Source organism: Mesoplasma sp. JKS002658, assembly GCF_023566355.1.
Taxonomy (GTDB): domain Bacteria; phylum Bacillota_I; class Bacilli_A; order Mycoplasmatales; family Mycoplasmataceae; genus Edwardiiplasma; species Edwardiiplasma whartonense.
In genome coordinates this window covers 43,199-65,861 of sequence record NZ_JAKNSW010000002.1, presented here as the reverse complement: position 1 = coordinate 65,861, position 22,663 = coordinate 43,199, and the positions used below count along the sequence as shown (strand labels likewise).

Genomic DNA, 22,663 nt, shown 5'->3' with positions numbered 1-22,663 from the left:
TTGTTTGCCTCTTTCTAAATACTTTCTTCAAAGTAGTGCGGATTCAACTTAATTTGTTTATCAATTGAATCAATTAAAATCTTTGAAGTTCCCCCTAATCTTTCTGGAGGATAGTTATAATCTGTCAATAAGAGTTTCTTAATTTCTCTTAAAATTAAAGTTCGCACCCGCGGATTAGTGTCGTATTGAACAATCCCTTGTTGCTTAATTAAGTTAACTAATTTTGTGGAAATTTCTTCAACAATTGGTGAATTCTTCGCTTCTTGAAAATATTCATCATCACCAATAATTTCCATAAATGCTTGTAATTCTGGTGGTTCTTGACTTCACTGGTCATAATCAAGACGCAGATCTTTAAACAAACGGTTTAGTTCTTCTAATAAGTTTGCCGCATCAATAGTTTTATCAAATTCCAAAACAATTGTTTGTAAACGCTCAGAAGCCTTCTCAGCAAAAATTGGTCGCATCGTGGAAACCTTATCAATAATGGTTTTAATCGCCATGGTAATAATCTTTACTGCTATTTTAGGGTTGGTTGGTGCTAATTCATTTGCTTCTTGTTGCATTAAGATTGCAACCTCACTCAAATCCCGATTAATTTGTGCTTCTTCAACAATAATTTGTTTGTCATTAACTAAGATTGCTTGTTTGGTTAAAGTTTTCATTTGTTCAATTGTGGCATATAACCGCGCATCATCAAATCTAGTGCTAGAATTCTGTAAAGCATAAACTTCACCAACCACCCTTGAAGCCCAGATTTCATCATCACTTAAAACCGAATAAGCAACTTTAGTAAACTTCTTTACTGAATTTGCCATCATCAAGAAACGATTACGATCTTCAATTGCTAAATTACTAATTTGTTCTCAAGCATTCATAATAAAACGATAAGCTACTTGAGCATTATTTTTTAAATCTGATTGATAAGAAGCGAATAAATCAGGGATGTAATTTTCTTCAATGATTTTTAGTTGTTGAACTAGAGAATCATGAGCATTTTCCACATCTTCAATGGAGAAATCATTGGGATCATTTTCTCTTTTTGTATATTGTAATAAGGCGTCACGAAGTTTTCTTCAAATCCCAATATAATCTACAATTAGACCATTTTCTTTTACTTCTTGATACTTTGAATTTTCATAAGTCCGGTTAACGCGAGCAATTGCTTGCATTAAATTATGTCACTTAATTATTTTATCAAGATACATCGTGTCTAAATCTGGTACGTCAAAACCAGTTAACCACTTATCGACCACAATCGCAATTTTATGTTTAGAATCAGGTTTTTTAAACTCTTCAGCAACCTCATGTTCTTTTTCACCTTTAACAATTGCTTCATTCATTGCTTGGTTATCTTTATTACTCGTAGTCATCACCAAAATGATTTCTTGGTCACTTCAGTCAAGATGAGTGATTTGCTTTAATTCATCATCCTGAGCAGTTAAAGCTTTTAACTGTTGATAGTATTCAAAGGCTGCTTTTCTCGTTCCTGCGACAATCATTGCTTTTCCGTGTAAAACTTGAAAACGTTTTTTATAATGCTCAAGTAAATCCCGAGACTTTGCCTTAATAATTTCGGGATTTTCTAAAACTTCTTTAATTTTAATTGAACGTAAAAGTTCATCCACCTTTACTTGGGAAGCTAAATCATTTTTATTAAGTTCTTCAACATAAGCGTTTTGTAACTCATCCATTTTTTGTAAATATTCTTGATCAAACTCATAATTGATTTTTCTTAACTCGTAATTGATTTTGACTGTTGTTCCGTCTTCAATCGAATCAGTCATTAAATACTTATGGTTATAATCACCAAAAATTTTAGTTGTTTGCTTTTCTACCCCCATTAATGGTGTTCCTGTAAAAGCGACAAAATGAGCGTTGGGAAAAGCATTGCGCATATAAGTAGCATAACCAAATTTTTCAATTAATTCTCTGGTTTCTTTGTTCACTTGTCAGTCAAAACTTAAGTTGTTTTGGGTGCGGTGAGCTTCATCAACCAACACAAAAATATCATCACGTTGTGATAAACCACCCTGGACTTGATCACCAAATTTTTGAATCGTTGTGAAATAAATCCCAAAGTTTTTCTTCTGATCAAGTTGATTAATTAAATCTTGACGAGATTGAATTTGCACCGGGGTATTATTCAAGTAATTAGCTGCTTTTGCAAAGCGGGTATAAAGTTGGTCATCAAGTTCAGTTCGATCAGTTACTAACAGGATGGTTGCTTTTTTATAAGTGTTTAAAATTGCTCTAGTTAAAAAAACCATGGTCACTGACTTACCAGAACCCTGAGTGTGCCAAATCACTCCACCTTTAACAGGATCACTAGCATTAGCATCCAAATGTTGCATTGTTTTTTTCACTGCTTCAATTTGATGAGGAGCAGCAATATATTTAATTTGTTCGTTTTGTTCTTGAGAATAGTAAGAATAAAGTTCAATAAAACTAAAAAGATTATTCGGATGGAGAAGATAATCAATCCCTTCTTGACTCTCTCTGGTTTTATAACCTTTAATTTTAGCCATGCGTTTATAACTAGAACTAATTGATCCATAACACAGCGTTGTATCACTAGCAACAATGTTTAAAATATTAAACTTTCACAATTCGGGAGCAAAAGTTTTTAGTGATTGGTTTTGGTTAAAAGCATCATCAAGTTTTTCTTCTGCTAAAGTGCTCTTTAGTTCGATCACTACTACAGGTAATCCGTTAACAAATAAAACAATGTCAGGAATTCGTTTTTCGTTATTATTAAGACTTTCAATTTTAAATTGACGGACATAATGATAAGTGTTCTGAGCAGAATAAGGAGAAATTAAGCGAATAGTTTTGGTAAGATTATTACTTTCATCGTCAATAACCTTAACTCCATTTGTTAATAATTGTCACCCCAAAAAAGCCAATTCTTGGTATGAAGAAGCATTTTGTTTACGAATCTCTAAAAGTGCTTTGTCTGCCAGTTTTTCAGAAATATCATTTATTTGAATAATTTTCTTCTTTAAAAGTTTGGTATCAACTACACTAGTTAACTTGCCATTATCTCGGCTAATGTCATCTAATTTTATTCAACCACTCTCTTCTAATTTAGAGGCAAAATTTTCCTCTAAATTCCTTTCCTGAATCATATTAAGTCTCCCCTATTAAGCAATGATTTAAATCATCTTAATGATTAAATATCATATTCTTATTTTACTACATAACTTATTTTCTGTCTGATAGGGAAAAATAAAATTTGGATTTATACTAACGAAAAATACCAAGCATTTTTTTAAACACTTGGTATTTTTTAATATATTTTCTTAATTAAAATCTGCACTCAGAATTTCTACTTCTGTATAGCACACTATTGTCAGGATTTTTATCTTTATCAATTTTAATTTGATAGGCTTCTTCTATTTTTTGTTTTAAAATCCGCGTCTTGATTATGACCAGTGAAATCAAGAACCACCAGAATTACAAGCATTTATGGAAATTATTGGTAATGATGAAATTTATATTTCCAAGAACCGATTATATTTTCTGTAAAAATCTATATTCAAAAAATACAAGATTTTTTGCATCTTCACCTGACTTTGTACATCATAATTTTTGCCAATATACTTCACTAACTTTAAAACTTTGTCATCTTTTTTAAAATTCATAATATCGCCCACTTTTCTTACTTAGATAATACTTCATTCCGAAATAAAAAACATAAAACAACAATCTAATCTTCTTAAATTATCTGAATGAATTATACCTATCAAAACTTGCTCAATTTTGTGTCAAACATTGACACTGATTATTATTATTATTATTACTATTGTTGTTGTAAACAATAAATGATAAGGATGAATAATATGATAATTTTAATTGTAATAGTTGCAGTAATTTGAACTTTAGGTTTCACAATCGGAGGAGCTGTTATGTGTAGCAATAATAATTCGGTTGGTTTGGTTTTATGTTTTTTAGGTTCTGCCTTGATTGGATTAATAATCGGGTTAATCTGTCTACATAAATCTAGTGAATCAGTAAAAGATGAACGATATGAAAAAATAATCACCAATCAAGAAACTGTTCGTAAACAAAATGACGGTCAAATAATCAAGGACTTATTGAAGCAAAATCAAGAATTACTCCAAGCAATGAAAGATAAAGAAAATAATCAAGAAGAGAGTGAAGAGGTATAAAAAAGCAGATTATTAAAATCTGCTTTTTTATCGCATTCTAGCTAATTACTTTGGGTTGGGTTGAGGATGCTACCAAAAGTAAAATCCCAGAAACTAAATTTCCAAAGATTAGAACACAAACTCCAAAGGCAATGCTTGGTTTTTCAAGTGCTTCCATACTCTTTTTGATTTTCATTGTAAAAGGAATATTTCAAGCATAACTAATAAAACTAATTACTGCAAAAATCGCATAAATCACCACCATTGCTTTATCAAAAGTTGAGGTAAATGAAGTTGAAGTAACTGCAAAAATGATAAAGTAAATTCCTGCAATTCCGGTTGCAATCAATGTTAGAATCATAAAACCAAAAGCAACCGCATACAAAGTCTTATTAATATCTTGTTGAGGTGTGATTGAAGAATTCGAGATTTTCTCTATTCTCTCATCATTTAAATTTTCCATTTTATTTATTTCTCTCTTCTATTTTAAGTAATTATATCTTTTAACTTTAAAAGAACTTAATGATTTCAGAAAAACAGCATAAGAAATTGTGAACAGTAAGGCGTATAAACTGATGATCTCACTTGTTTTCATAATCCCCACTTCTAAGGCGTATTATAAAACTAAATTCATTGGATAGAAACTTTTAGAAATTGCATAAAAAAGCATTTATACCCAGGTACAATAATTGGGAGATTATGAGATGAACTAACTTTAGAAAGAAGGTGAATTCATGAACGAAACTAGTTGTACTCATTGTGGTGTTTCAATGCACCCAGATGAAGTTGTGATGGTCAACGATAAACCTTATTGTTGTCAAGCATGTGCGCGTGCTGATGGTCAAGTAAATTAACAATAAAGTTAGTCTTATGACTAACTTTTTTATTACAATTAAAGAGAATACGCCAAGGAAAAGAACAAAAATGAAGACAACATGAATTATTAACAGTCGGAGAATTGAAGACTATCTCTTTACAGTTTTAGAGTTAGATCACCAGATTATTTATATTTCTGCTCATGAGAACTTTGATGAAAAACTCAAAACCTGAATTCATCATCACTTCTCTTTTGAAATTGAAGCAATTAATTTGGTTAAGCAACCAACCCTGGTTAACGACCAAGCCTTAGAACAACTTGAGCAATATTTTCAAGGAAAAATCAAGGAATTAACCTTTCCCTTTAAACTTTATGGTTCTGAGCAAGAAATCATCATCTGAAAAGAACTTGCCAAAGTGAAGTATCAAGAAATCATTGCTTATTCTGAATTAGCCACAAGAATCAATAACCCCAAAGCGGTGCGTTATGTTGCGACCACTGTTGGTAAAAACCCCTTATTAATCATGATTCCTTGTCATCGGGTTAACCGTAAAAGTGGGGAGTTAGGTGGTTTTAGTGCTGGATTGGCACTAAAACAAAGGTTACAACAACTAGAAAAAAGTCATTAAAAAGTGTGAAAATTAACGCTTGATAACTCTCTTAATTATCTCATTATAAGAGTATAATTAAAGTATAAGTTAGAAAGAATGTGATGCACATGCAGCGCTTAAATAATTACTGTCAGCCTTGTGCTGTTGCAGTTAAAAACCACCGTTAATGGTGGTTTTTTTATTGTTAATTAATCATCAAGCTTATCAGCAGCTGCAAGGTTGCACCGTACGTGAGTTGCTTGTAAATTACTTAATTTATTAGTTCCACCCCGTGATTTTGGTTTAATATGATCAATGTTTCAAGCATATTCACTATGGGGTTGATTACTTTCATAAGCAGTATAAATAATGGTTTGACGACATAAAGCACACAAGCGGTGATTTTGAGCACAATCTTGAACATTACAATGACAGTGTTTAGCGCGTTTTCAAACCTTTTTCTTCTTCGAGGATAATTTCAAAGAACTAACCCTTCTTTCTATTATTCTATTATATGTTTCTTTTTGAAACATATAATAGAATTTGCACAAACAGAAAAAAGGAAAAAACTTCTTATTCTAGAAAAAATCTAAGGCAGACAACTACCTTCCACCCCCCTAAGATAGCAAAATAAAAAAATCTCTTAAGCAGGGAGGGGTCCCATTCGCTTAAGAGATTGATAAGTGTCATTTGCCTAATGATTATTAGTGATCAGCTTTAGCTTGATTGCAATCTACATGAACTGCTTGTAAGTTGTTAATACCATCGCCACCACCATATGATGAAGGAATAATATGATCAACATTTCAAGAATATTCGCTATTTGGTTGTACTGATTCATGAGCTCCATAAATCATTGTTTCATCACAAATTCCGCATAACTTATGATTATCAGCACAATCTTGGATGGCACAATAACAACTCTTAGCTTTGTCTCAAACTTGTTTATCTTTGTTAGAAATATCCATTTTCTCTCTCCTTTCTCACAGTTCATTATAGATATCTGGTGAGAAATGACAGTAATTTTTGAAGAAAATCAGCAGAAAATTTTCTAACTAATTTAAGATAAAAAAATGTAGTTATTCTTGACTACATTTTTTGATAATTATAAAATCTTAAATTGTTTTTCTTTGGGCATACGAATCCGAGTATGAATTTTGTTTCGTTCATTATCTTCATCTTCATATCCAATCGCTAAGGCTAAATTTACCCGTTGTCCTGGTTGAATTAACTTATCAGCTAACAACATCTTTTCCAAATCATTTTTAGCAATTCCCAACATTGGGGTAGTACCAAAGCCCAATTCGGTAGCTTCTAAACTCATATAAGCAAACATTATTGCACTAGAATAAATGTCTAGCACATCAGCATAACTTGATCTGGTTTTGTAATAAGTCAGAACCCCTTCGACAATTTTTCGCTTGGTTTCTTCAGGAGCATCATACTCATGGACATCAACATCATAAATTCATTGACCATCATTTTTAGCAACCATCTCTCAAGGGACACCTACAAAGATTACAATTACTTCTCCAGTGGTAGCATACTGTTGGTTAAAGTCATGTAATCCTTTCTTGTACTTTTCACGAGCTTCAGGACTACGTAAGACAATAACAGTGTTGTCTTGAACGTTGTTAGCAGTTGGAGCTAATCTTCCTGCTTCAATGATTTTATCTAACTGTTCATCAGTTATTGGAGTTCCAGGTTTGTAAGCTTTAAGTGCTTTTCTTTTTTTAATCGCATCAAAAACATTCATTATTTATTCCTTCTTTCTAAATATGTTAATTATCATTATAACCTGAACTTTATTTTTAATAGTAAGAAAAAATGATTTTTAGCCCGTACTCTTTAAGGAGACAATAGAAAACCTCTGATCATGTTATGAAAGGAATTATCAGTTAAAATTAAGAGGTATTTTCTTGGAAAGGAATCTTTTATGAAACTAAATAATTTAAATAAGAAACGCTTAATTTTAGTCGATCTGGACGGAACAATTTTGACAAATGATGGCGAAACAATGCATCCTAAAACCGTGGAAGTTTTAAAAGAAGCAATGAAAAACGGACACCAAGTATGTATTGTTACAGGCCGACCATATATTGCTAGTGCACGTCAATATGAAGAATTGGGTTTAACAACTTTGTTAACCAATTTTGATGGTTCCCACATTCATGATCCCAAAGCACGTCAATTCAAACGGATTTTATTTCCAATTAGTGAACCAATCATTAAAGAAATCTTAAATAATCCGATTATTAACGATGCTTGTCTTAACGTCATGACGGAATATTATGACAAAGCAATGTTGAAAAACCAGGATGACGATTTAGAGAACTTCTTTCACTTAAACGAAATGGAAGCAGGAACTTTTACTTATAATGACCCAGCCCACAAGTGAAAAGGACCAGCAAACAACATTGTCTTGAAATTAAAAGATGCCAAATATAAAGATGATGTCATGCGAATGTTAACAGATTTTAAAGATGCAGTTAAAATTCAAACCGACACCCTATATGGAGTAACTCGTGATTCTAAAGCATTACCTGTAATTTCTCTTACTAATAAGATTGCAAATAAAGGTAATGCTGCTTGTATTCTAGCTCAATACTACAACAAAGATATTCGTGATGTGATTGCTTTTGGAGACCAAATGAATGACTATCGAATGATTACAGCTGTGGGATATGGAGTGGCGATGATTAATGGATCTGATACTTTGAAAACTGTTGCTGATGGAATTACTTGAAAATCTAATCATGATGGTGGAGTTGGTTATTATTTAGAACAACTTTTAAACGGAGAAGAAGTCTAAAGACGTTTTAAAACATGAGAGAGCCTTTTGAACAAAAATTTAACCAATTATTATTAGAAAATGATGATTCAACTACCTATCAAGAGTGGAGTGAAGAAGTTATTATCTCAATGATTAATCAAAGTTTTTCAAAAAATGAAGCGATTTTTAATCCTGATTTTTTGAAAACGATTAGCAGAACTCCAGTGATTTTTGATTCGTTATTTAAGATTATTTCTTATCGAAAATCTTGATTATTAAAAGATAACAAGTACCAACTAACTCAACAAGAAAATAAAGAAAACTTAGAAACAATTTTCATAAACCCAGTACTGGGTTTGGTTTGTCAAGCACTCCTTTCAAACCAAACTAGTAACAAAGAAAGAAATAATCTCGTCATTAAAATTCTTAACTTTGCTTGGGATTTTAATCAAAAACAAGTTGAAAATTTAAAAAATATTATCTCTAAGAAAAATCTTCTTGATTTAAATTTGGATGAAAATGGTTTTGTTTCTAATCAAGAACAAGTTTATGGTAATTTTATTTTGATTTCTCTCAATGTGTTACCAGACATTAGTGATGAATTTTTTAAATTAATTAGCGAAATCAATCATCTAGTTGATGAGTTAAAGTTTAATAAACGCTTTTTTACTGATGGATTTTCTGCAAGTCTAGTTTACAACCAAAATAAAAAAGTCTTTAAAGAAATTAGTAATAATCAAATTGAATATCAATGTCTTACTTTCTTAAATGAAAACAAGTTTCCTTATGCACCAACCTATTATGGTCAAGAAAATAACAATGATATCTTTGCTTATTTTGAAGGGAAAACGAGTTATTTTGTTGAAGAAATGCCTTTAAGCTCAACTATTCAAGTAGCTAAATGTTTAAAAGAAATGCACCAATTATCTAAACCAAAACTCCAAGGTAAAGTTTATGTTCATGATGATTTATCACCAATGAATGTAATTTTTAAAGATCAAAAATTAGTAGGAATCATTGATTGAGATCACACAAAAATTGGTGATGACTATGAAGATTTAATTTTTTTATGTTGAGTTTGAATCAATATCGGAAAATATCCATTCCGTGATAATGAACAAATTTTTAAAGATCTCTTAGCAGTAATTGATGCTTATCATCCAGAAGAAGAAACAAAAAACAATTTCGCCACTAAAATGATGGTTTTGATGGATAAACGCCTCGCTAATACTCCTTTAAAAGCGATTAATTATAATCGCGTTAAACAGTGAGTGGAGTGGAGTCAAAAATGAGTGGAATTATATCGAGAAAAAATCACTAAAGAGATAGGATAAATTTTAATGAACTTTAAACGTTATATTCAACAGAATTTCATTAACCTGAAAACTTTTAATTGAAAACTCTTTATTGCGCTGTGCGCTTTAGCACTATTACCAGCACTTTATACAACCATCAGAACTTTTTTAGTCTCTTCACAAACTTCCACTAGTGGAGTAGATATAATCGGTCAAATGGAATGATTTGATTTGATTGATGAAACAATTAAAGCTTTTTTAATTATTCCTTTATACGCGATTCTTACTAAACTAATTAGAGAAAAACGTTTTGCCTACATTACTTTTAAAATTGGGATTATTATTTGTCTTCTATATACTCTTTTCTTCATTGGGGTTTATTTTTATGCTCATTCTTTAATAAAATTCATGAATCCTGAAGAAACCGATTTAAAAGCAGTGCAAGATTATCTTCAATTAGAAACAATCGCCTTTATTATTAGCATCATTCCTGCAACGATTAATGTTATTTTTGTCGTAGTGAACAAAAGTTATAATATCTACCTTTTCTTAATCTTTCAAACTGTCTTTATGGTAATTGGAGATTTTGTTTTTATTCCCCGTTATCAAGTTAATGGCGTTGCCTATTCAAACATTACTGCTAATGCTTTTATCACTGTTCTAAGTATTGTTTTATTAACAATTCAAGGTTATCTAAAAATATCCTGGTTTAAAAAAGGTGATTGAAGAATTTTGAAAAATTGAATCCATATTGGAGTCTTTTCTGGTTTACAAGTTTTTATTGATAATATCATTTATGCTTTAATGGTTGTGAAAATGGTTAATATGGTAAATGAACAAGGAAACTATTGGGTTGCTAATAATTTCATTTGAACTTGATTATTAATTCCAATCACCGCTTTAGCAGAAGTGATCAAACGAGATGCTGCTGAGGACTATTTTCAAACTAAGGAAACTAATTATTACTTAATTTTGCTTTTCATTGTGTTAATTTGAATTTGTACAATTCCTGGTTGAAGTGGTTTTTTCCAAGTAATTCAAAAACTTGATAATTACCAAGAAATTACTCTAATTGTTTTAAAATTGTTTGGTTTTTATATCTTCTATGCTTTAACAATTATTCCTGATGCACTTTTTATCGGTACAGGAAAAACAAAATATAATACGATCAATTCTTTAATAGTGAATTTAGGATATTACGGTATTTGGTTTCTTTGTTATACGACCAACCATTTGAAAATGACAATGGATTTAATCATTCTGATGTTTGGTTGGGGCATGGTGCTTCACTTTTTAATTAGTCAAATTCAACAACAATTCTTCTTTAAAAAAGAAATGTTTAGAAATTACTTAGTACCTGGTTATTTACCAAGAAAATCAGCATTCCGACTTATTCTTAACAAAATCAGCGCGATTAAAAAATAAATAACCAATCATTTTAAATGATTGGTTATTGGTAACTATTTTTGGTTTAGCAATTGGTCAAGTTCATTAACCATTTCCTGCATTGCTTGAATTAATGGTTCATAAGTTGTTTCTTGACTAAAGTCAATTCCGGCATCTTTTAACACATCCAAAGGATCTTTTGATCCACCCGCTTTTAAAAAGGTTAATAAACTATCAGTATTACCGTTTTTAATATCTGTATAAAGTTTATAGCTTGCTGTTACATCAATTGCATATTTATAAACATAATAAGGCGAATGGAAGAAGTGTGATACTCGTGGTCACACGTATTGACTATCACTTTCTTGATTAGAATCAAAAACATCATAACCATAATCAAGCTGAACTTCATTAAATAATTTTGCCAAACTTTCAGCAGTTTGGGGTACTTCTTGTTCTACCAAACTGTGTGCACGATACTCAAAGTCAGCAAACTGTACCTGACGATAAAAAGTTGACATTAAATCAAAGATTCGTTGTTGTAACAGATAAATCTTTTCACTTTTATCAGTAGTGTGGGTAATTAAATAATCAAAAACCAAATGTTCATTAACTGTTGAAGCAACTTCAGCAAGAATAATTGGATACTCGTTTAAAGGATAGGTTTGAGTAGCATCAGCAAATAAGGTGTGCACCGAATGACCAGATTCATGAGCAAGGGTGGTCACTGAATTTAACTTATCATCCCAGTTCATCAAAATGATTGGTTCAACCCCATTTCCTCCCGTAGAATAAGCACCACTAGTTTTATTGGTATCTTCATAATAATCAATCCGGTGCGGTGACCAAGCAATTGCTAAATTTTTTAAGTACTCTTCTCCTAAAACACTTAAAGCTTCTTTGATAATTGTTTGCGCTTCTTCAACACTAAAAGTTTGGTGATATTCTTTTACCAATTTTAATTGTCGATCAGTGGGATAAAATTTTTCTAAACCAAAGGCTTTTTTAATCAACAAGTTATAATCTTTAAAAACCTGGATGTTTTTTCTAGCAACTTCAAGTAACTTTAAATAAATTTCCACAGGAACATTATCACCTTGTAAACTTGCAGCTAACGCACTAGGATAATTTCTTAATTTAATCCCTTCACTAGAACTTTGCATAATCCCATCATAAACTTTAGCAAAAGAATGTTTCTTATCAATGAACCCTTTATTCATTAACAAATTTACTTCTTGACGTAACTTCTGGTCTTTAACTGGATCACTATCTTGCATAATTTCGAGTTGTAATGCTCCAGTCACAACAACTTCTTGGTCGTGATAAACAAGTTTTTGCTCTTGGTTATCAGCAAAAGCAAGACTATCATACATTCCCCCAATTAATCCCCGACTTCGCGCTACTTTACTAAGTAACTCTTCATCATGAGTAGATAAAACGTGAGCAGCTTCTTTGAAAAAATTAACATATCCCAAACGATAAGGAGCTAATTGAGACTCTTGATCAATCCATCCCAAAATAGTTTCTTCACCAATTTCTTTTACTTCTGGAGCAACCCAAGCAGTTTGAACGTTAACTTTTTGCCAAACATTTGTTAAAAGACCTTCTAATTCTTGGTATAAAGTATTGGTTTGGTCAACATCACCCAAATGCAAATAGACGACCAATTTATTCAAAATCAATGCCATTTGTTGGTCATGCCCTTCAAATAACTTAAAGTTTTCTAAGGTATTTAGTTTTCCTTTGAACTTGGCTTGTTCTTCACCAAGGCGTTCAATTTGATCCAAATCTTTTTTTCAATCATCAACACTAGTATACAAATGACTAAAATCTCATTGATATTTTTTATCCGCATCTTTTCGTTTCATTATTTTTTGTCTTTCTATGACCTAATTTTCATCAATTAGTTTAATTTCTCTAATAATTCTTTTTAATTGTTCAACACTACAAGTACCCAAAAGTTTTTCTTGATTGGGGAAAACAATAAAAGGAACACCCTGAATATCTTGATTAATTCCCTCTTGTTCATCAAGAAAAACTGCTTTTAAATAATCGTTAGTAGCAAAAACTTCCTTAACCAGTTTTTGCTCGATGCCAGCACCATGACTAATTTTTAAAAGTTCACTCTCTGATGCTAAATTTTTATTTTTGCTCCAATAATTTAAGAAAAATACCCGGGCCAAGTCGTTAGTTAAATCAAAACTCGGATCAAGGGTTTTAGCTAAATGTAATAACTGGTGCGCATCAATAGTATTAAGTGGTTTAACATTTTTAAACTCAAGTTTCAAACCATTACTCTTTAGCATCTGGGTTAACTTAGGATTTTCAAAAGTTTTCTGATCATCATGAAGCAACTTTTTAAATCCTTGCACTTGGTGAGAATTTTGAGAATCAAAATCTGGAAGCATTTGGTAGGACTTTAACTCAATGATTAAATCATAACGCTTGGTTTGGTTTAAAGCTTTTTTTAAATTTGTATAAGCAAGGTAAGAATAAGCACTCGTAAAGTCAATTCACATTGAAATAACCTGTTTTTTAACCATAAATCCTTCCTTTAATCAAAGACATTAACTTGGATATTAAGCAAATTATACCATTTTTCAATTCTTGCAAAGAAAAACCCCAAATGGGGTAAGACAAAGACTAATTAGCCAATAATTCAAATAAAGTTTTAACTAAAACTCCTGTACCACGATCACTGTCATCAGCAGTACTTGCAATATCTAAATGAATGTAATCTAAACCTTCAGCAAATTCATTTAAGAAAGCAGCAGCAGTTGAAGATCCCGCATTTCTTCCTGGTTCAGAATTAGTTAAATCAGCAATTGGAGTCTTTTTCATCACTTCTAAGTGTTCTGGATAAATTGGTAATCTTCAAATTGCTTCTCCAGTTTGAAGACTTGCATTCTTTACTTCTTTTCACAAAGCATCAGATTTAGTAAATCCACCTGTTGCTCAGGGACCTAATGCTACACTAATTGCTCCTGTTAGCGTCGATGCTTCAATTAAACGTTCTGCTTTTAATTCTCTAACTCCATAAGTTAAACCATCAGCTAAAACTAAACGACCCTCCGCATCAGTATTATCGATTTGAACAGTTAAACCATTCATTGATTTGATCACTGATTCAGGTAAAGTTCCGTGACCACCAATGCGATTATCAGTAAACATTCCTACCGCAGCCACATTCGCCTTTGCTTGGGCTTTGGCAAGCGCAAAAACAGTTGAAATCATAATCGCTGCTCCTGACATGTCAAACTTCATCCCCTTCATGAATTGAGAAGGTTTCAAGTTATAACCTCCACTATCAAAAGTAATCCCTTTTCCAACCAAGACAGTTTTTGGTTTACTTGCTTCTCCATTATATTCAGCAATTACTACTCGGGGTTCAAACTCACTAGCACTGTTAACTGCAAGCAAAAGTCCCATCCCCAGTTTTTTTGCTTCTTCTAAACCCAGAACTGTTAACTTTACTCCTGGAATCGTTTTAGCATCAGCTTTAATCTTTTCAGCCAATCATTCACTAGTTGCTAAGTTAGGGGGAGTGTCTTGTAAATCACGCGCATAATTAACCATTTCTGTTTTAATTAATGCTTTAGTAAATAAATCATTAAACTTGTCATCAAGACTTGTTAAATTATAAAGATAATCTGGTTTTTTAGAATTTGTTTTTTTATCACTGTATACAGGGTGACTAACAAAAGCGATTGTTTCTACAACCGTATTAAAGATTTGTTCAGCGTTAAACTGATCATTGCTATAAACTTTAATCAAAGCATCAAGATCAAGACTTAGGTTAGCAACATTTTTAACAACTAAACTATTAATCACTTTCTTTAGTTCCTTGCGACGATCTTCTGCTTTCAAATCTAACTTTAAATAAACAGTTTTTTGACCAAAGTCAACTAAGAAACTATCTTTGGTAGCTTTTAAAAAGTGGTTATTTTCAATTTCTGCATCAGTGGCAACAACTACTTTTAAATCACTTGCATCAGTGGCATTTAATTTAATCATATAAATTTCTCCCTTTAAAAAATCATTACCTTGATTATAGCATTTTTGCTTGACAAAGAAAAAACAACCACTATATAGTGGTTGTTTACTTGATTTGAACTAATTTAAGTTGACTATTTTTCAACTTCAATAACTGTTCCAGCTCCAATTGTTCTTCCACCTTCACGGATTGAGAACTTGGTTCCTTGTTCAACAGCAATTGGTTTGATTAATTCGATTTCCATTTCCACGTTATCTCCTGGCATGACCATGTCAGTTCCTTGTGGTAACTGAACTTCTCCAGTAACATCAGTGGTACGGAAGTAGAATTGAGGACGGTATTTATTAAAGAATGGTTTGTGACGTCCCCCTTCTTCTTGAGTTAAAGCATAAACTGAGGCTTTCAACTTAGTGTGAGGGTGAATAGTTCCTGGTTTTGCCAACACTTGTCCACGTTCGATATCTTTACGATCAACTCCCCGTAATAATGCACCAACATTATCTCCAGCTTCTGCGTAGTCTAATAACTTTCTAAACATTTCTAATCCAGTAACCACAGTTTTCTTTGGATTAGTAGTTAAACCAACGATTTCAACTTCGTCATTAACTTTAACTTGTCCACGTTCAATTCTTCCAGTAGCTACAGTTCCTCTACCAGTAATAGTGAAAACATCTTCTACTGGCATTAAGAATGGTTTTTCTTTATCTCTTTCAGGAGTTGGAATGTATTCATCCACTGCATCCATTAAAGCATGGATTGCATCCATTCATTTTTGATCACCATTTAGTGCTCCTAAAGCTGAACCACGGATTACTGGAGTATTATCCCCATCAAATTCGTATTCACTTAATAAGTCACGAACTTCCATTTCCACTAAATCGATTAATTCTTCGTCATCAACCATGTCACACTTATTCAAGAAGACAACCATACGTGGTACTCCTACTTGACGTGATAACAAGATGTGTTCACGAGTTTGAGGCATTGGTCCATCAGTGGCAGCAACCACTAAGATTGCTCCATCCATTTGAGCAGCTCCAGTAATCATGTTTTTAACATAATCAGCATGTCCTGGACAGTCAACGTGTGCGTAGTGACGTTTTTTAGTTTTGTATTCAACGTGAGAAGTGTTGATAGTAATTCCCCGTTCTCTTTCTTCGGGTGCCTTATCGATGTGGGCGTAATCAGTAAATTCAGCCCCACCATCAGCTGCTAAAACTTTGGTAATTGCAGCGGTTAAAGTAGTTTTCCCATGATCAACGTGACCAATGGTTCCGATATTAACGTGAGGTAAACTACGATCAAATGCTTGTTTTGCCATTTTTCTATTTCCTTTCTTAAACGATAGCTAGTCTTATCAACTATTATCGATCCTTACACGTGTAAGGTACTACCGCCCCTAAGTGGGGCGAAACTTGTTCTTATTTATCTAATTCTAATTATAATTGATTGACTTAGCAAGAACTAACTTTGATGATCAATTATTTTGAGTTTTTTTTGATAATTTCTTCAGCGACCATTTTTGGTGCTTCAGCATAGTGAGAGAAAATCATTGTGTAATTTCCCCGACCTTGAGTGAAAGAACGTAATTCAGTTGCATACCCAAACATCTCAGTCAACGGAACCTTAGATTTAATCGTTTGAGCATTTCCCCGTTGTTCTGATCCTTCAATCAAACCACGTTTTGAAGAAATATTTCCCATGACATCTCCATAATACTCATCAGGAACAGTTACTTCGACACTCATAATTGGTTCTAACAGCACAGGTTGCATTTTCTTAGCTGCTTCTTTCAAGGCAAATGAAGCCGCGATTTTATACGCTAATTCGTTAGAATCGACATCATGCATTGACCCATCAACAATTGTTGCTTTAACATCAATCATTGGATAACCAGCAACAATTCCGTTTTGAAGAGCATCAACTAAACCACTCTTAGCAGCGTTGATATACTCTTTAGAAACTCTTCCTCCAGTAATTTTGTCAACCCATTCAAAACCTTGGTCATGGTTAGGTTCAAATTCAATGACAACGTGACCATACGATCCCCGTCCTCCTGATTGTTTAATATATTTTCCTTCGCCTTTACCAGGTAGTTTAATAGTTTCTCGATAAGAAACTTGAGGAGCACCAACATTAGATTCGACTTTAAACTCACGTTTTAAGCGATCAACGATGATATCAAGGTGTAATTCACCCATTCCCGCAATAATTGTTTGCCCAGTTTCTTGGTCAGTATAAGTTCTAAAGGTTGGATCTTCTTCAGCTAATTTTGCCAACGCCAAACCCATTTTTTCTTGGTCAGCTTTAGTTTTTGGTTCTAAAGCTAACTGAATTACTGGTTCTGGGAACTCCATTGATTCAAGAATAATTGGGTGGGAATCATCAGTTAAAGTGTCTCCAGTGGTTGTATCTTTTAACCCTACAGCTGCAGCAATGTCCCCAGCATAAACTTGATCGATCTCAGTTCGGTGGTTAGCGTGCATTTGTAAGATTCGTCCTACGCGTTCTTTTCGGTCTTTAGTTGAGTTTAAAACATAACTTCCTTTTTCTAAAACTCCAGAATAAACCCGGAAGAAAGTTAATTTTCCCACAAACGGATCAGTCATCACTTTAAACGCTAATGCTGAAAAGGGTGCTTCATCACTTGAAGTACGACTATCATCACTTCCATCAAGTAATACTCCTTTAATCGCAGGAACATCAAGAGGTGAGGGTAAATAATCAACTACTGCATCTAATAATAATTTTACTCCCTTATTTTTAAAAGCAGAACCTGCTAACACCGGGAAGAAGTTTGCTGATAACACTCCTTTACGGATTGCGCCTTTTAATTCAGGAATACTAATTTCTTCACCATCTAAAAATTTCAGCATTAATTCTTCATCATACTCAACTGCTGCTTCAATCAATTCCATTCTTAAAGCTTGAGCATGATCTTTTAAATTCTCAGGAATTTCGATTTCTGTAGGGTTTTCATTAGGAGCACCATCATAGTGGTAAGCTTTCATTTCCACTAAATCAATAATTCCATCAAAATCATCTTCAGCACCAATTGGTAGTTGAATGGGAGCAGCATGTGCTCCTAAACGTTCACCAATGGTTTTGACTGAATATTCAAAGTCAGCTCCAGTCTTATCCATTTTGTTAACAAAAACAATTCTTGGTACTTTATAAGTAGTTGCTTGACGTCAAACAGTTTCAGTTTGAGGTTCCACTCCACTTTGTCCATCCAACACTGCAATTGCTCCATCCAATACTCGTAGTGAACGCTCAACTTCAACAGTGAAATCCACGTGTCCAGGAGTATCAATAATGTTAAAACGGTGGTTTTTTCAAAATGCTGTAGTAGCTGCAGAAGTAATAGTAATTCCCCGTTCTTGTTCTTGAGCCATTCAGTCCAATTGTGAAGCACCTTCATGGGTTTCACCAATTTTATGAATTTTCCCTGTATGGAACAAGATTCGTTCACTGGTCGTTGTTTTTCCTGCATCAATATGAGCCATGATTCCGAAATTTCGGTAATCTTTTAAAGCATATTCTCTTGCCATTATTTTCTTTGTTTCCTCCTATTTCAATTAATAAAGCCGTTGAATTATCAACGGTAGTGGGCAAAGGCTTTATTTGCTTCAGCCATTTTGTGGGTATCTTCACGTTTTTTCACTGCGCCCCCGATATTTTTTGAAGCATCAATGATTTCATTTGCTAAACGAATCGTCATTTCTTTTTCGTTTCTTAAACGAGCATAGTTAATTAATCAACGTAAAGCTAAAGTAACTCGTCTTTCATCAGAAACTTCGACTGGTACTTGATAGTTAGCCCCTCCGATTCGACGCACTTTTAATTCTAAATGTGGTTGAATGTTTTCAATTGCTTTATTGAAAACATCAATGGGATTTTCTTGGGTTTTTTCTTTGATAATCTCAAAGGCTTGGTACAAAATTGTTTGGGCAGTTCCTTTTTTACCATCCAACATAATTTTATTAACTGTTCTAGTAACTAGTTTTGAATTATAAACTGGATCTGGTAAGACATCTCTTTTTTCAGCTTGATTTTTACGCATAGTTTCCCTCCTTTTTCTCTCTAAATTTATTTAATATTTTCATCATGTTTTTAAAAGACTTTAATAATCAACTTAAGCTTTTGGTTTTTTTGCTCCATAACGTGAGCGAGCTTGTTGACGATTATTAACAGCTTGGGTATCTAAAGTTCCACGGATAATGTGATAACGAACTCCTGGTAAGTCCTTAACTCTTCCTCCTCGGATTAAGACCACAGAGTGTTCTTGTAAATTATGTCCTTCTCCTGGAATATAAGCATTAACTTCCATCCCGTTGGTTAATCTTACCCGTGCATATTTACGTAAAGCAGAGTTAGGTTTTTTAGGTGTCATTGTCGCTACCCGAGTACATACTCCGCGTTTTTGTGGTGAAGAAACTTTAGTAACTTTTTTTTGTAAAGTATTAATCCCACGGTTAAGGGCTGGTGCTTTAGTTTTTCAAGTTTTCTTTTCACGGTTAGATTTAACTAATTGGTTAATTGTTGGCATGTCTATTTCCCCCTTTCACATTGCCGTGTGTTTTGAACCCACACAAAAAATATTATAACTAATATCGTGATAAAAACAAAGGTTTATGACGATATTTTTTTAATTAGGAACTCTAAAAGTGCAATTCGTTGTTCTCTACTCAGATTAGTTGCTTTTAAACTATTCTGATGAGAGGGTTGGTTGTTAAATTTTTGAATTAATCAAAGATAATCTTGATGACTTAATTGACCAACAAACTTGAGCAAGCGATTATTGCAACATCTCGTTTTGGTTTTTCTTAAGTTTTGGTTTAAGCGCAATTTTTGATTTTTGTTTATTGACTGATTGACTTAATAAATTACCTAAAAAAGTAAATAAGTCAGGATAATCATTAATGACTAGTTTTCTAATTTCTGTTCACCCTAATTCAGTAAAGATTCTCTTGCTTTCTTGGTTAATAACTTTGTTAAAGCTTTCATCAAAGTAGTTGTTTTTTGATAAACAAGTTTGAGAATCAATTAAACTATTTTTTATATCAAGGTGAATTGATTGTTGAATTGATTTGTTTAAACGTTTCTTTTTAGTTAGATTATCTGGTGAAACTTGTTTTTCAAACTGTTGTTGTTTAGTTTTAATTACCCAGTTGTTATACTCAATAATTTCTTTTAAGGTCGCCTTTTGCACTGATGTTAACTTTTCACATTCTAAACATTCTTTAGCAAAAACGTTGGCCAATAAATTAGCGACCACTTCCATCTTTTCTAATGCTTCAATTTGAGCGATAGTTAAATACTTTGTTGTGATTGGTGAATCAATAAACTGAGGTTGGTTTTGATCGTTTTCTTCAGGATTAATCAATAATAAAGTATCTTCATCAATATCATGAAAGAGTTTATAGTCTTCTCCTGTTTCTTGACCAAGCATCAAATCAGAGGGAATTAAATCTGTCATATCAGGATTAATTGTTTGCCCGCAGGTTAAATCAATTCAAGTTTTTTGATTATCAACCAAATAATAATGGTGCAAGAGGTTTTTACGTAAATAAATATAACCATCCTGGTTCAATTCGATTAACGCCTGGTTCAAAAGTTTGGGGCGCTTTAAAAAAGCACTGGGTAATAAAGAATAATAAACCTTCAAACTAAGATTATGGACATCATAGGTTTGAAAACTTTCCATAACAAAGTTTTTATAACAATTTAGCTCTGGGTTAACATCAACTACAATCTCTTTAATTGCTTTGAGTTTTCTAGTTTTTAAAATCAATTTCATATAGCGATTACTAATGTAATAAAAACGCTTTTTAAAATTAGGGTTTGTTTGCATAATCGCTCCTTAGTTATTCAAATCAATCAATTCTGGACCATCAAAAGTTAAACTACCAAGTGAAATCCAATGGTTATAAACTTTAATCAATGGTTCAAAAGAGTAAAAAACCTTTTTTAAAGCAAGTTTAAACTCTCTAAACTGATTAACCTTTATCTTACTCCTAAACTCTTGATTTACAAAAATTGATTGATTCTGGTTAAATTGATACATCAAATTAATTAAAGTTTCTAAGTCTTGAGAAGTTTTCATTAACTCAGGAAAGATTGTCGTTAATAACTTTAATAGTTCTTTTCCTTCACCACTAGATTTTAAGGTTAAATAAAACTCTTGGAAGTGATAGTTTAAAGCTCCAAGTTGAGTTTCAATAGTTGTCTTAACTAATTTTTGAAACTGAAGTTGGGATGTTTTGTTCAAGATGATTTGGGGACTTTGATAGATTTTTCATAAAGCTTTTAATTGCGTATAAGTCCCTTGGAAGTGATTATAAGAATCAAGAAAAACCGCTTTAACTTGATCATCACAAATTCAGGTACCAGTAATGAAGCTATTGTTTAGTTGGTCAAAAAGTGCTTTAAACTCAACAATTTCAACCAGAGTAGTTAAATCACGATAAGTTTTTAAAAACACTAAATCAGCAGCTTGGTAAGGATAATCAGAGTGGAACTTTACTTCTTTATAAATTTGATTTAAATCATGACTTAAAAGTTGATTAAAATTAACTTCCATCTTCTTCTCCTTCTTAAACCTTGTTCTAATTGTACTAAAAATAAAAAAGTGGTCACCCACTTTTTACTCTAGCTTTTTAGTAGTTTAAATAATGACGCGTAATCGTATAACCACCATCAAAGATTAATAAAACTGATAAAACAATTGCTACTGCTCCTAACGCACTAGCTGAACTTGAACCTGTAGAAAAGACAATTCCAAAAACAAATGTTAGCAAATAAACTAAACCACCAAATAAACTCCGGTATAAATCAGCTGAGAATTTATTTTCATCCCACCGCACCATACTAATCACAATCATTGCCAACATTCCAATAACTCCAAAGACTAAAGTAAAGATCCCATTAGGAATATAAACACTTTCACGAGTAATTCCTGCTGTCGCAATTGAAGCAGTAATTAACACTGCAACTGCCACTATTAAGGAAACCATATTTCAGAATTCTAAGTTTCTAAAGATATCCTTAAGAGAAAAACTTTTAAATAAATGGGTCAATCAATTCCCTTTTTTTGAAGTTTGACCCTCATCTTGACGGGAATCATCTTCATCAGTTTGAATTCTAATTGTTTCTGCTTTTTGGGTCATATCAAAAGTTTGGTCATCAATTTTAGATTGAGGAAGCAACTGGTTCATATTATCTTCGAAATGCTTAATTAAATCATCACTTACCAAGGTATCAATTGATCAAGTATCATCAACCATAATTAAAATAACATCCACCCGTTTATTAGCATTTGGTGAATCTTGAATTAAAACTTTATGGACATTTTCCAGGGGATGGTGTTTAACCACAACTTGTTGTTGTGGTTGTGTCTCATCAACACTTGCCATCAAAATCTGGTCAGTAGTGGTGATAAATAATTCTTTATTTGTCGTTGCTTGGTTTTGATAGTCTAAACCAAAACCTCACAACCCACTTAAAACTTTTTCTTGAGAAGGAATAAACTCAGATAGTGCAGGAATTAACTGGTCAACGACCACTTTATCAGTATCACTGGAGTTTCACCCATTAGCTTTTAACTCCGCTAAGATTTCATCTTTACTTTTCATATCTTTTCTCTTTCAATCCTTTA

At 32.6% G+C, this 22,663-nt stretch carries 21 protein-coding genes; 6 read left to right on the top strand and 15 right to left on the bottom strand.

Annotated features, from left to right (window positions below):
* Nucleotides 1-14: 14 nt before the first annotated feature.
* Entirely contained in the window at nucleotides 15-3,128 is a 3,114-nt protein-coding gene (locus LD125_RS02345; RefSeq protein ID WP_250137535.1) for a type I restriction endonuclease subunit R, read from the bottom strand.
* A 714-nt stretch (nucleotides 3,129-3,842) separates the two neighbouring features.
* On the opposite strand from LD125_RS02345, the gene LD125_RS02340 reads away from it, so the two are divergent.
* The gene (locus tag LD125_RS02340; protein WP_250137536.1) at nucleotides 3,843-4,172 is read left to right on the top strand and encodes a DUF2178 domain-containing protein; all 330 of its coding nucleotides are present in this window, start codon (nucleotides 3,843-3,845) and stop codon (nucleotides 4,170-4,172) included.
* A 37-nt stretch (nucleotides 4,173-4,209) separates the two neighbouring features.
* Here LD125_RS02340 and LD125_RS02335 read toward each other — a convergent pair whose 3' ends face one another.
* Nucleotides 4,210-4,614, bottom strand: coding sequence for a hypothetical protein (locus LD125_RS02335; protein WP_250137537.1), 405 nt, complete (start codon nucleotides 4,612-4,614; stop codon nucleotides 4,210-4,212).
* 271 nt (nucleotides 4,615-4,885) lie between these two features.
* Here LD125_RS02335 and LD125_RS04060 point away from each other — a divergent pair, with 271 nt between their 5' ends.
* Together LD125_RS04060 and LD125_RS02325 are read left to right on the top strand one after the other, a co-directional pair.
* Nucleotides 4,886-5,005 (top strand): metallothionein, encoded by a 120-nt coding sequence (locus tag LD125_RS04060; protein ID WP_250136321.1) that lies wholly within the window; start codon nucleotides 4,886-4,888, stop codon nucleotides 5,003-5,005.
* 70 nt (nucleotides 5,006-5,075) lie between these two features.
* Nucleotides 5,076-5,597: a methylated-DNA--[protein]-cysteine S-methyltransferase gene (locus LD125_RS02325; RefSeq protein WP_250137538.1), complete on the top strand. Its 522-nt coding sequence runs from the start codon at nucleotides 5,076-5,078 to the stop codon at nucleotides 5,595-5,597.
* 170 nt (nucleotides 5,598-5,767) lie between these two features.
* Here LD125_RS02325 and LD125_RS02320 read toward each other — a convergent pair whose 3' ends face one another.
* The 3 genes from LD125_RS02320 to LD125_RS02310 form a co-directional block, all read right to left on the bottom strand.
* Nucleotides 5,768-6,040, bottom strand: a complete 273-nt coding sequence (locus tag LD125_RS02320) for an HNH endonuclease (RefSeq protein ID WP_250136319.1) — start codon at nucleotides 6,038-6,040, stop codon at nucleotides 5,768-5,770.
* Nucleotides 6,041-6,262: 222 nt separating this feature from the next.
* The gene (locus tag LD125_RS02315; RefSeq protein WP_250136318.1) at nucleotides 6,263-6,526 is read right to left on the bottom strand and encodes an HNH endonuclease; all 264 of its coding nucleotides are present in this window, start codon (nucleotides 6,524-6,526) and stop codon (nucleotides 6,263-6,265) included.
* A gap of 137 nt (nucleotides 6,527-6,663) precedes the next feature.
* Nucleotides 6,664-7,314 carry a nitroreductase family protein gene (locus LD125_RS02310; RefSeq protein ID WP_250136317.1) on the bottom strand — a complete coding sequence of 217 codons (651 nt, stop codon included), beginning with the start codon at nucleotides 7,312-7,314 and terminating at the stop codon, nucleotides 6,664-6,666.
* 120 nt (nucleotides 7,315-7,434) lie between these two features.
* Between LD125_RS02310 and LD125_RS02305 the strand changes: the two genes are divergently transcribed.
* Genes LD125_RS02305 through LD125_RS02295 form a run of 3 tightly spaced genes read left to right on the top strand, consistent with a single transcriptional unit; the run spans nucleotide 7,435 to nucleotide 11,051 of the window.
* Nucleotides 7,435-8,370: an HAD-IIB family hydrolase gene (locus tag LD125_RS02305; protein ID WP_374982218.1), complete on the top strand. Its 936-nt coding sequence runs from the start codon at nucleotides 7,435-7,437 to the stop codon at nucleotides 8,368-8,370.
* A gap of 14 nt (nucleotides 8,371-8,384) precedes the next feature.
* Nucleotides 8,385-9,665: a phosphotransferase gene (locus LD125_RS02300; RefSeq protein ID WP_250137539.1), complete on the top strand. Its 1,281-nt coding sequence runs from the start codon at nucleotides 8,385-8,387 to the stop codon at nucleotides 9,663-9,665.
* Between the two features lie 6 nt (nucleotides 9,666-9,671).
* Nucleotides 9,672-11,051 (top strand): MATE family Na+-driven efflux transporter, encoded by a 1,380-nt coding sequence (locus tag LD125_RS02295; protein ID WP_250137540.1) that lies wholly within the window; start codon nucleotides 9,672-9,674, stop codon nucleotides 11,049-11,051.
* Between the two features lie 35 nt (nucleotides 11,052-11,086).
* Here LD125_RS02295 and pepF read toward each other — a convergent pair whose 3' ends face one another.
* The 10 genes from pepF to LD125_RS02245 all read right to left on the bottom strand — a co-directional run bounded on the left by pepF (nucleotide 11,087) and on the right by LD125_RS02245 (nucleotide 22,640).
* Nucleotides 11,087-12,880, bottom strand: a complete 1,794-nt coding sequence (gene pepF / locus LD125_RS02290) for an oligoendopeptidase F (protein WP_250137541.1) — start codon at nucleotides 12,878-12,880, stop codon at nucleotides 11,087-11,089.
* A 21-nt stretch (nucleotides 12,881-12,901) separates the two neighbouring features.
* The gene (locus LD125_RS02285; protein WP_250136312.1) at nucleotides 12,902-13,555 is read right to left on the bottom strand and encodes a DsbA family oxidoreductase; all 654 of its coding nucleotides are present in this window, start codon (nucleotides 13,553-13,555) and stop codon (nucleotides 12,902-12,904) included.
* A 100-nt stretch (nucleotides 13,556-13,655) separates the two neighbouring features.
* A complete protein-coding gene (locus LD125_RS02280; protein ID WP_250137152.1) occupies nucleotides 13,656-15,026 on the bottom strand; it encodes a M17 family metallopeptidase in 1,371 nt (456 codons plus the stop codon).
* Between the two features lie 113 nt (nucleotides 15,027-15,139).
* Nucleotides 15,140-16,327 (bottom strand): elongation factor Tu, encoded by a 1,188-nt coding sequence (gene tuf, locus LD125_RS02275; RefSeq protein ID WP_250136310.1) that lies wholly within the window; start codon nucleotides 16,325-16,327, stop codon nucleotides 15,140-15,142.
* Nucleotides 16,328-16,487: 160 nt separating this feature from the next.
* Nucleotides 16,488-18,557, bottom strand: coding sequence for an elongation factor G (gene fusA, locus LD125_RS02270; protein WP_250137542.1), 2,070 nt, complete (start codon nucleotides 18,555-18,557; stop codon nucleotides 16,488-16,490).
* A 44-nt stretch (nucleotides 18,558-18,601) separates the two neighbouring features.
* Nucleotides 18,602-19,069 (bottom strand): 30S ribosomal protein S7, encoded by a 468-nt coding sequence (gene rpsG, locus LD125_RS02265; RefSeq protein ID WP_250136308.1) that lies wholly within the window; start codon nucleotides 19,067-19,069, stop codon nucleotides 18,602-18,604.
* 72 nt (nucleotides 19,070-19,141) lie between these two features.
* Entirely contained in the window at nucleotides 19,142-19,555 is a 414-nt protein-coding gene (gene rpsL / locus LD125_RS02260; RefSeq protein ID WP_250136307.1) for a 30S ribosomal protein S12, read from the bottom strand.
* A gap of 249 nt (nucleotides 19,556-19,804) precedes the next feature.
* Nucleotides 19,805-20,806: a hypothetical protein gene (locus tag LD125_RS02255; RefSeq protein ID WP_250137899.1), complete on the bottom strand. Its 1,002-nt coding sequence runs from the start codon at nucleotides 20,804-20,806 to the stop codon at nucleotides 19,805-19,807.
* Nucleotides 20,807-20,869: 63 nt separating this feature from the next.
* Nucleotides 20,870-21,589, bottom strand: a complete 720-nt coding sequence (locus LD125_RS02250) for a hypothetical protein (RefSeq protein WP_250137155.1) — start codon at nucleotides 21,587-21,589, stop codon at nucleotides 20,870-20,872.
* 76 nt (nucleotides 21,590-21,665) lie between these two features.
* Nucleotides 21,666-22,640: a hypothetical protein gene (locus LD125_RS02245; protein ID WP_250137544.1), complete on the bottom strand. Its 975-nt coding sequence runs from the start codon at nucleotides 22,638-22,640 to the stop codon at nucleotides 21,666-21,668.
* Nucleotides 22,641-22,663 lie beyond the last annotated feature (23 nt).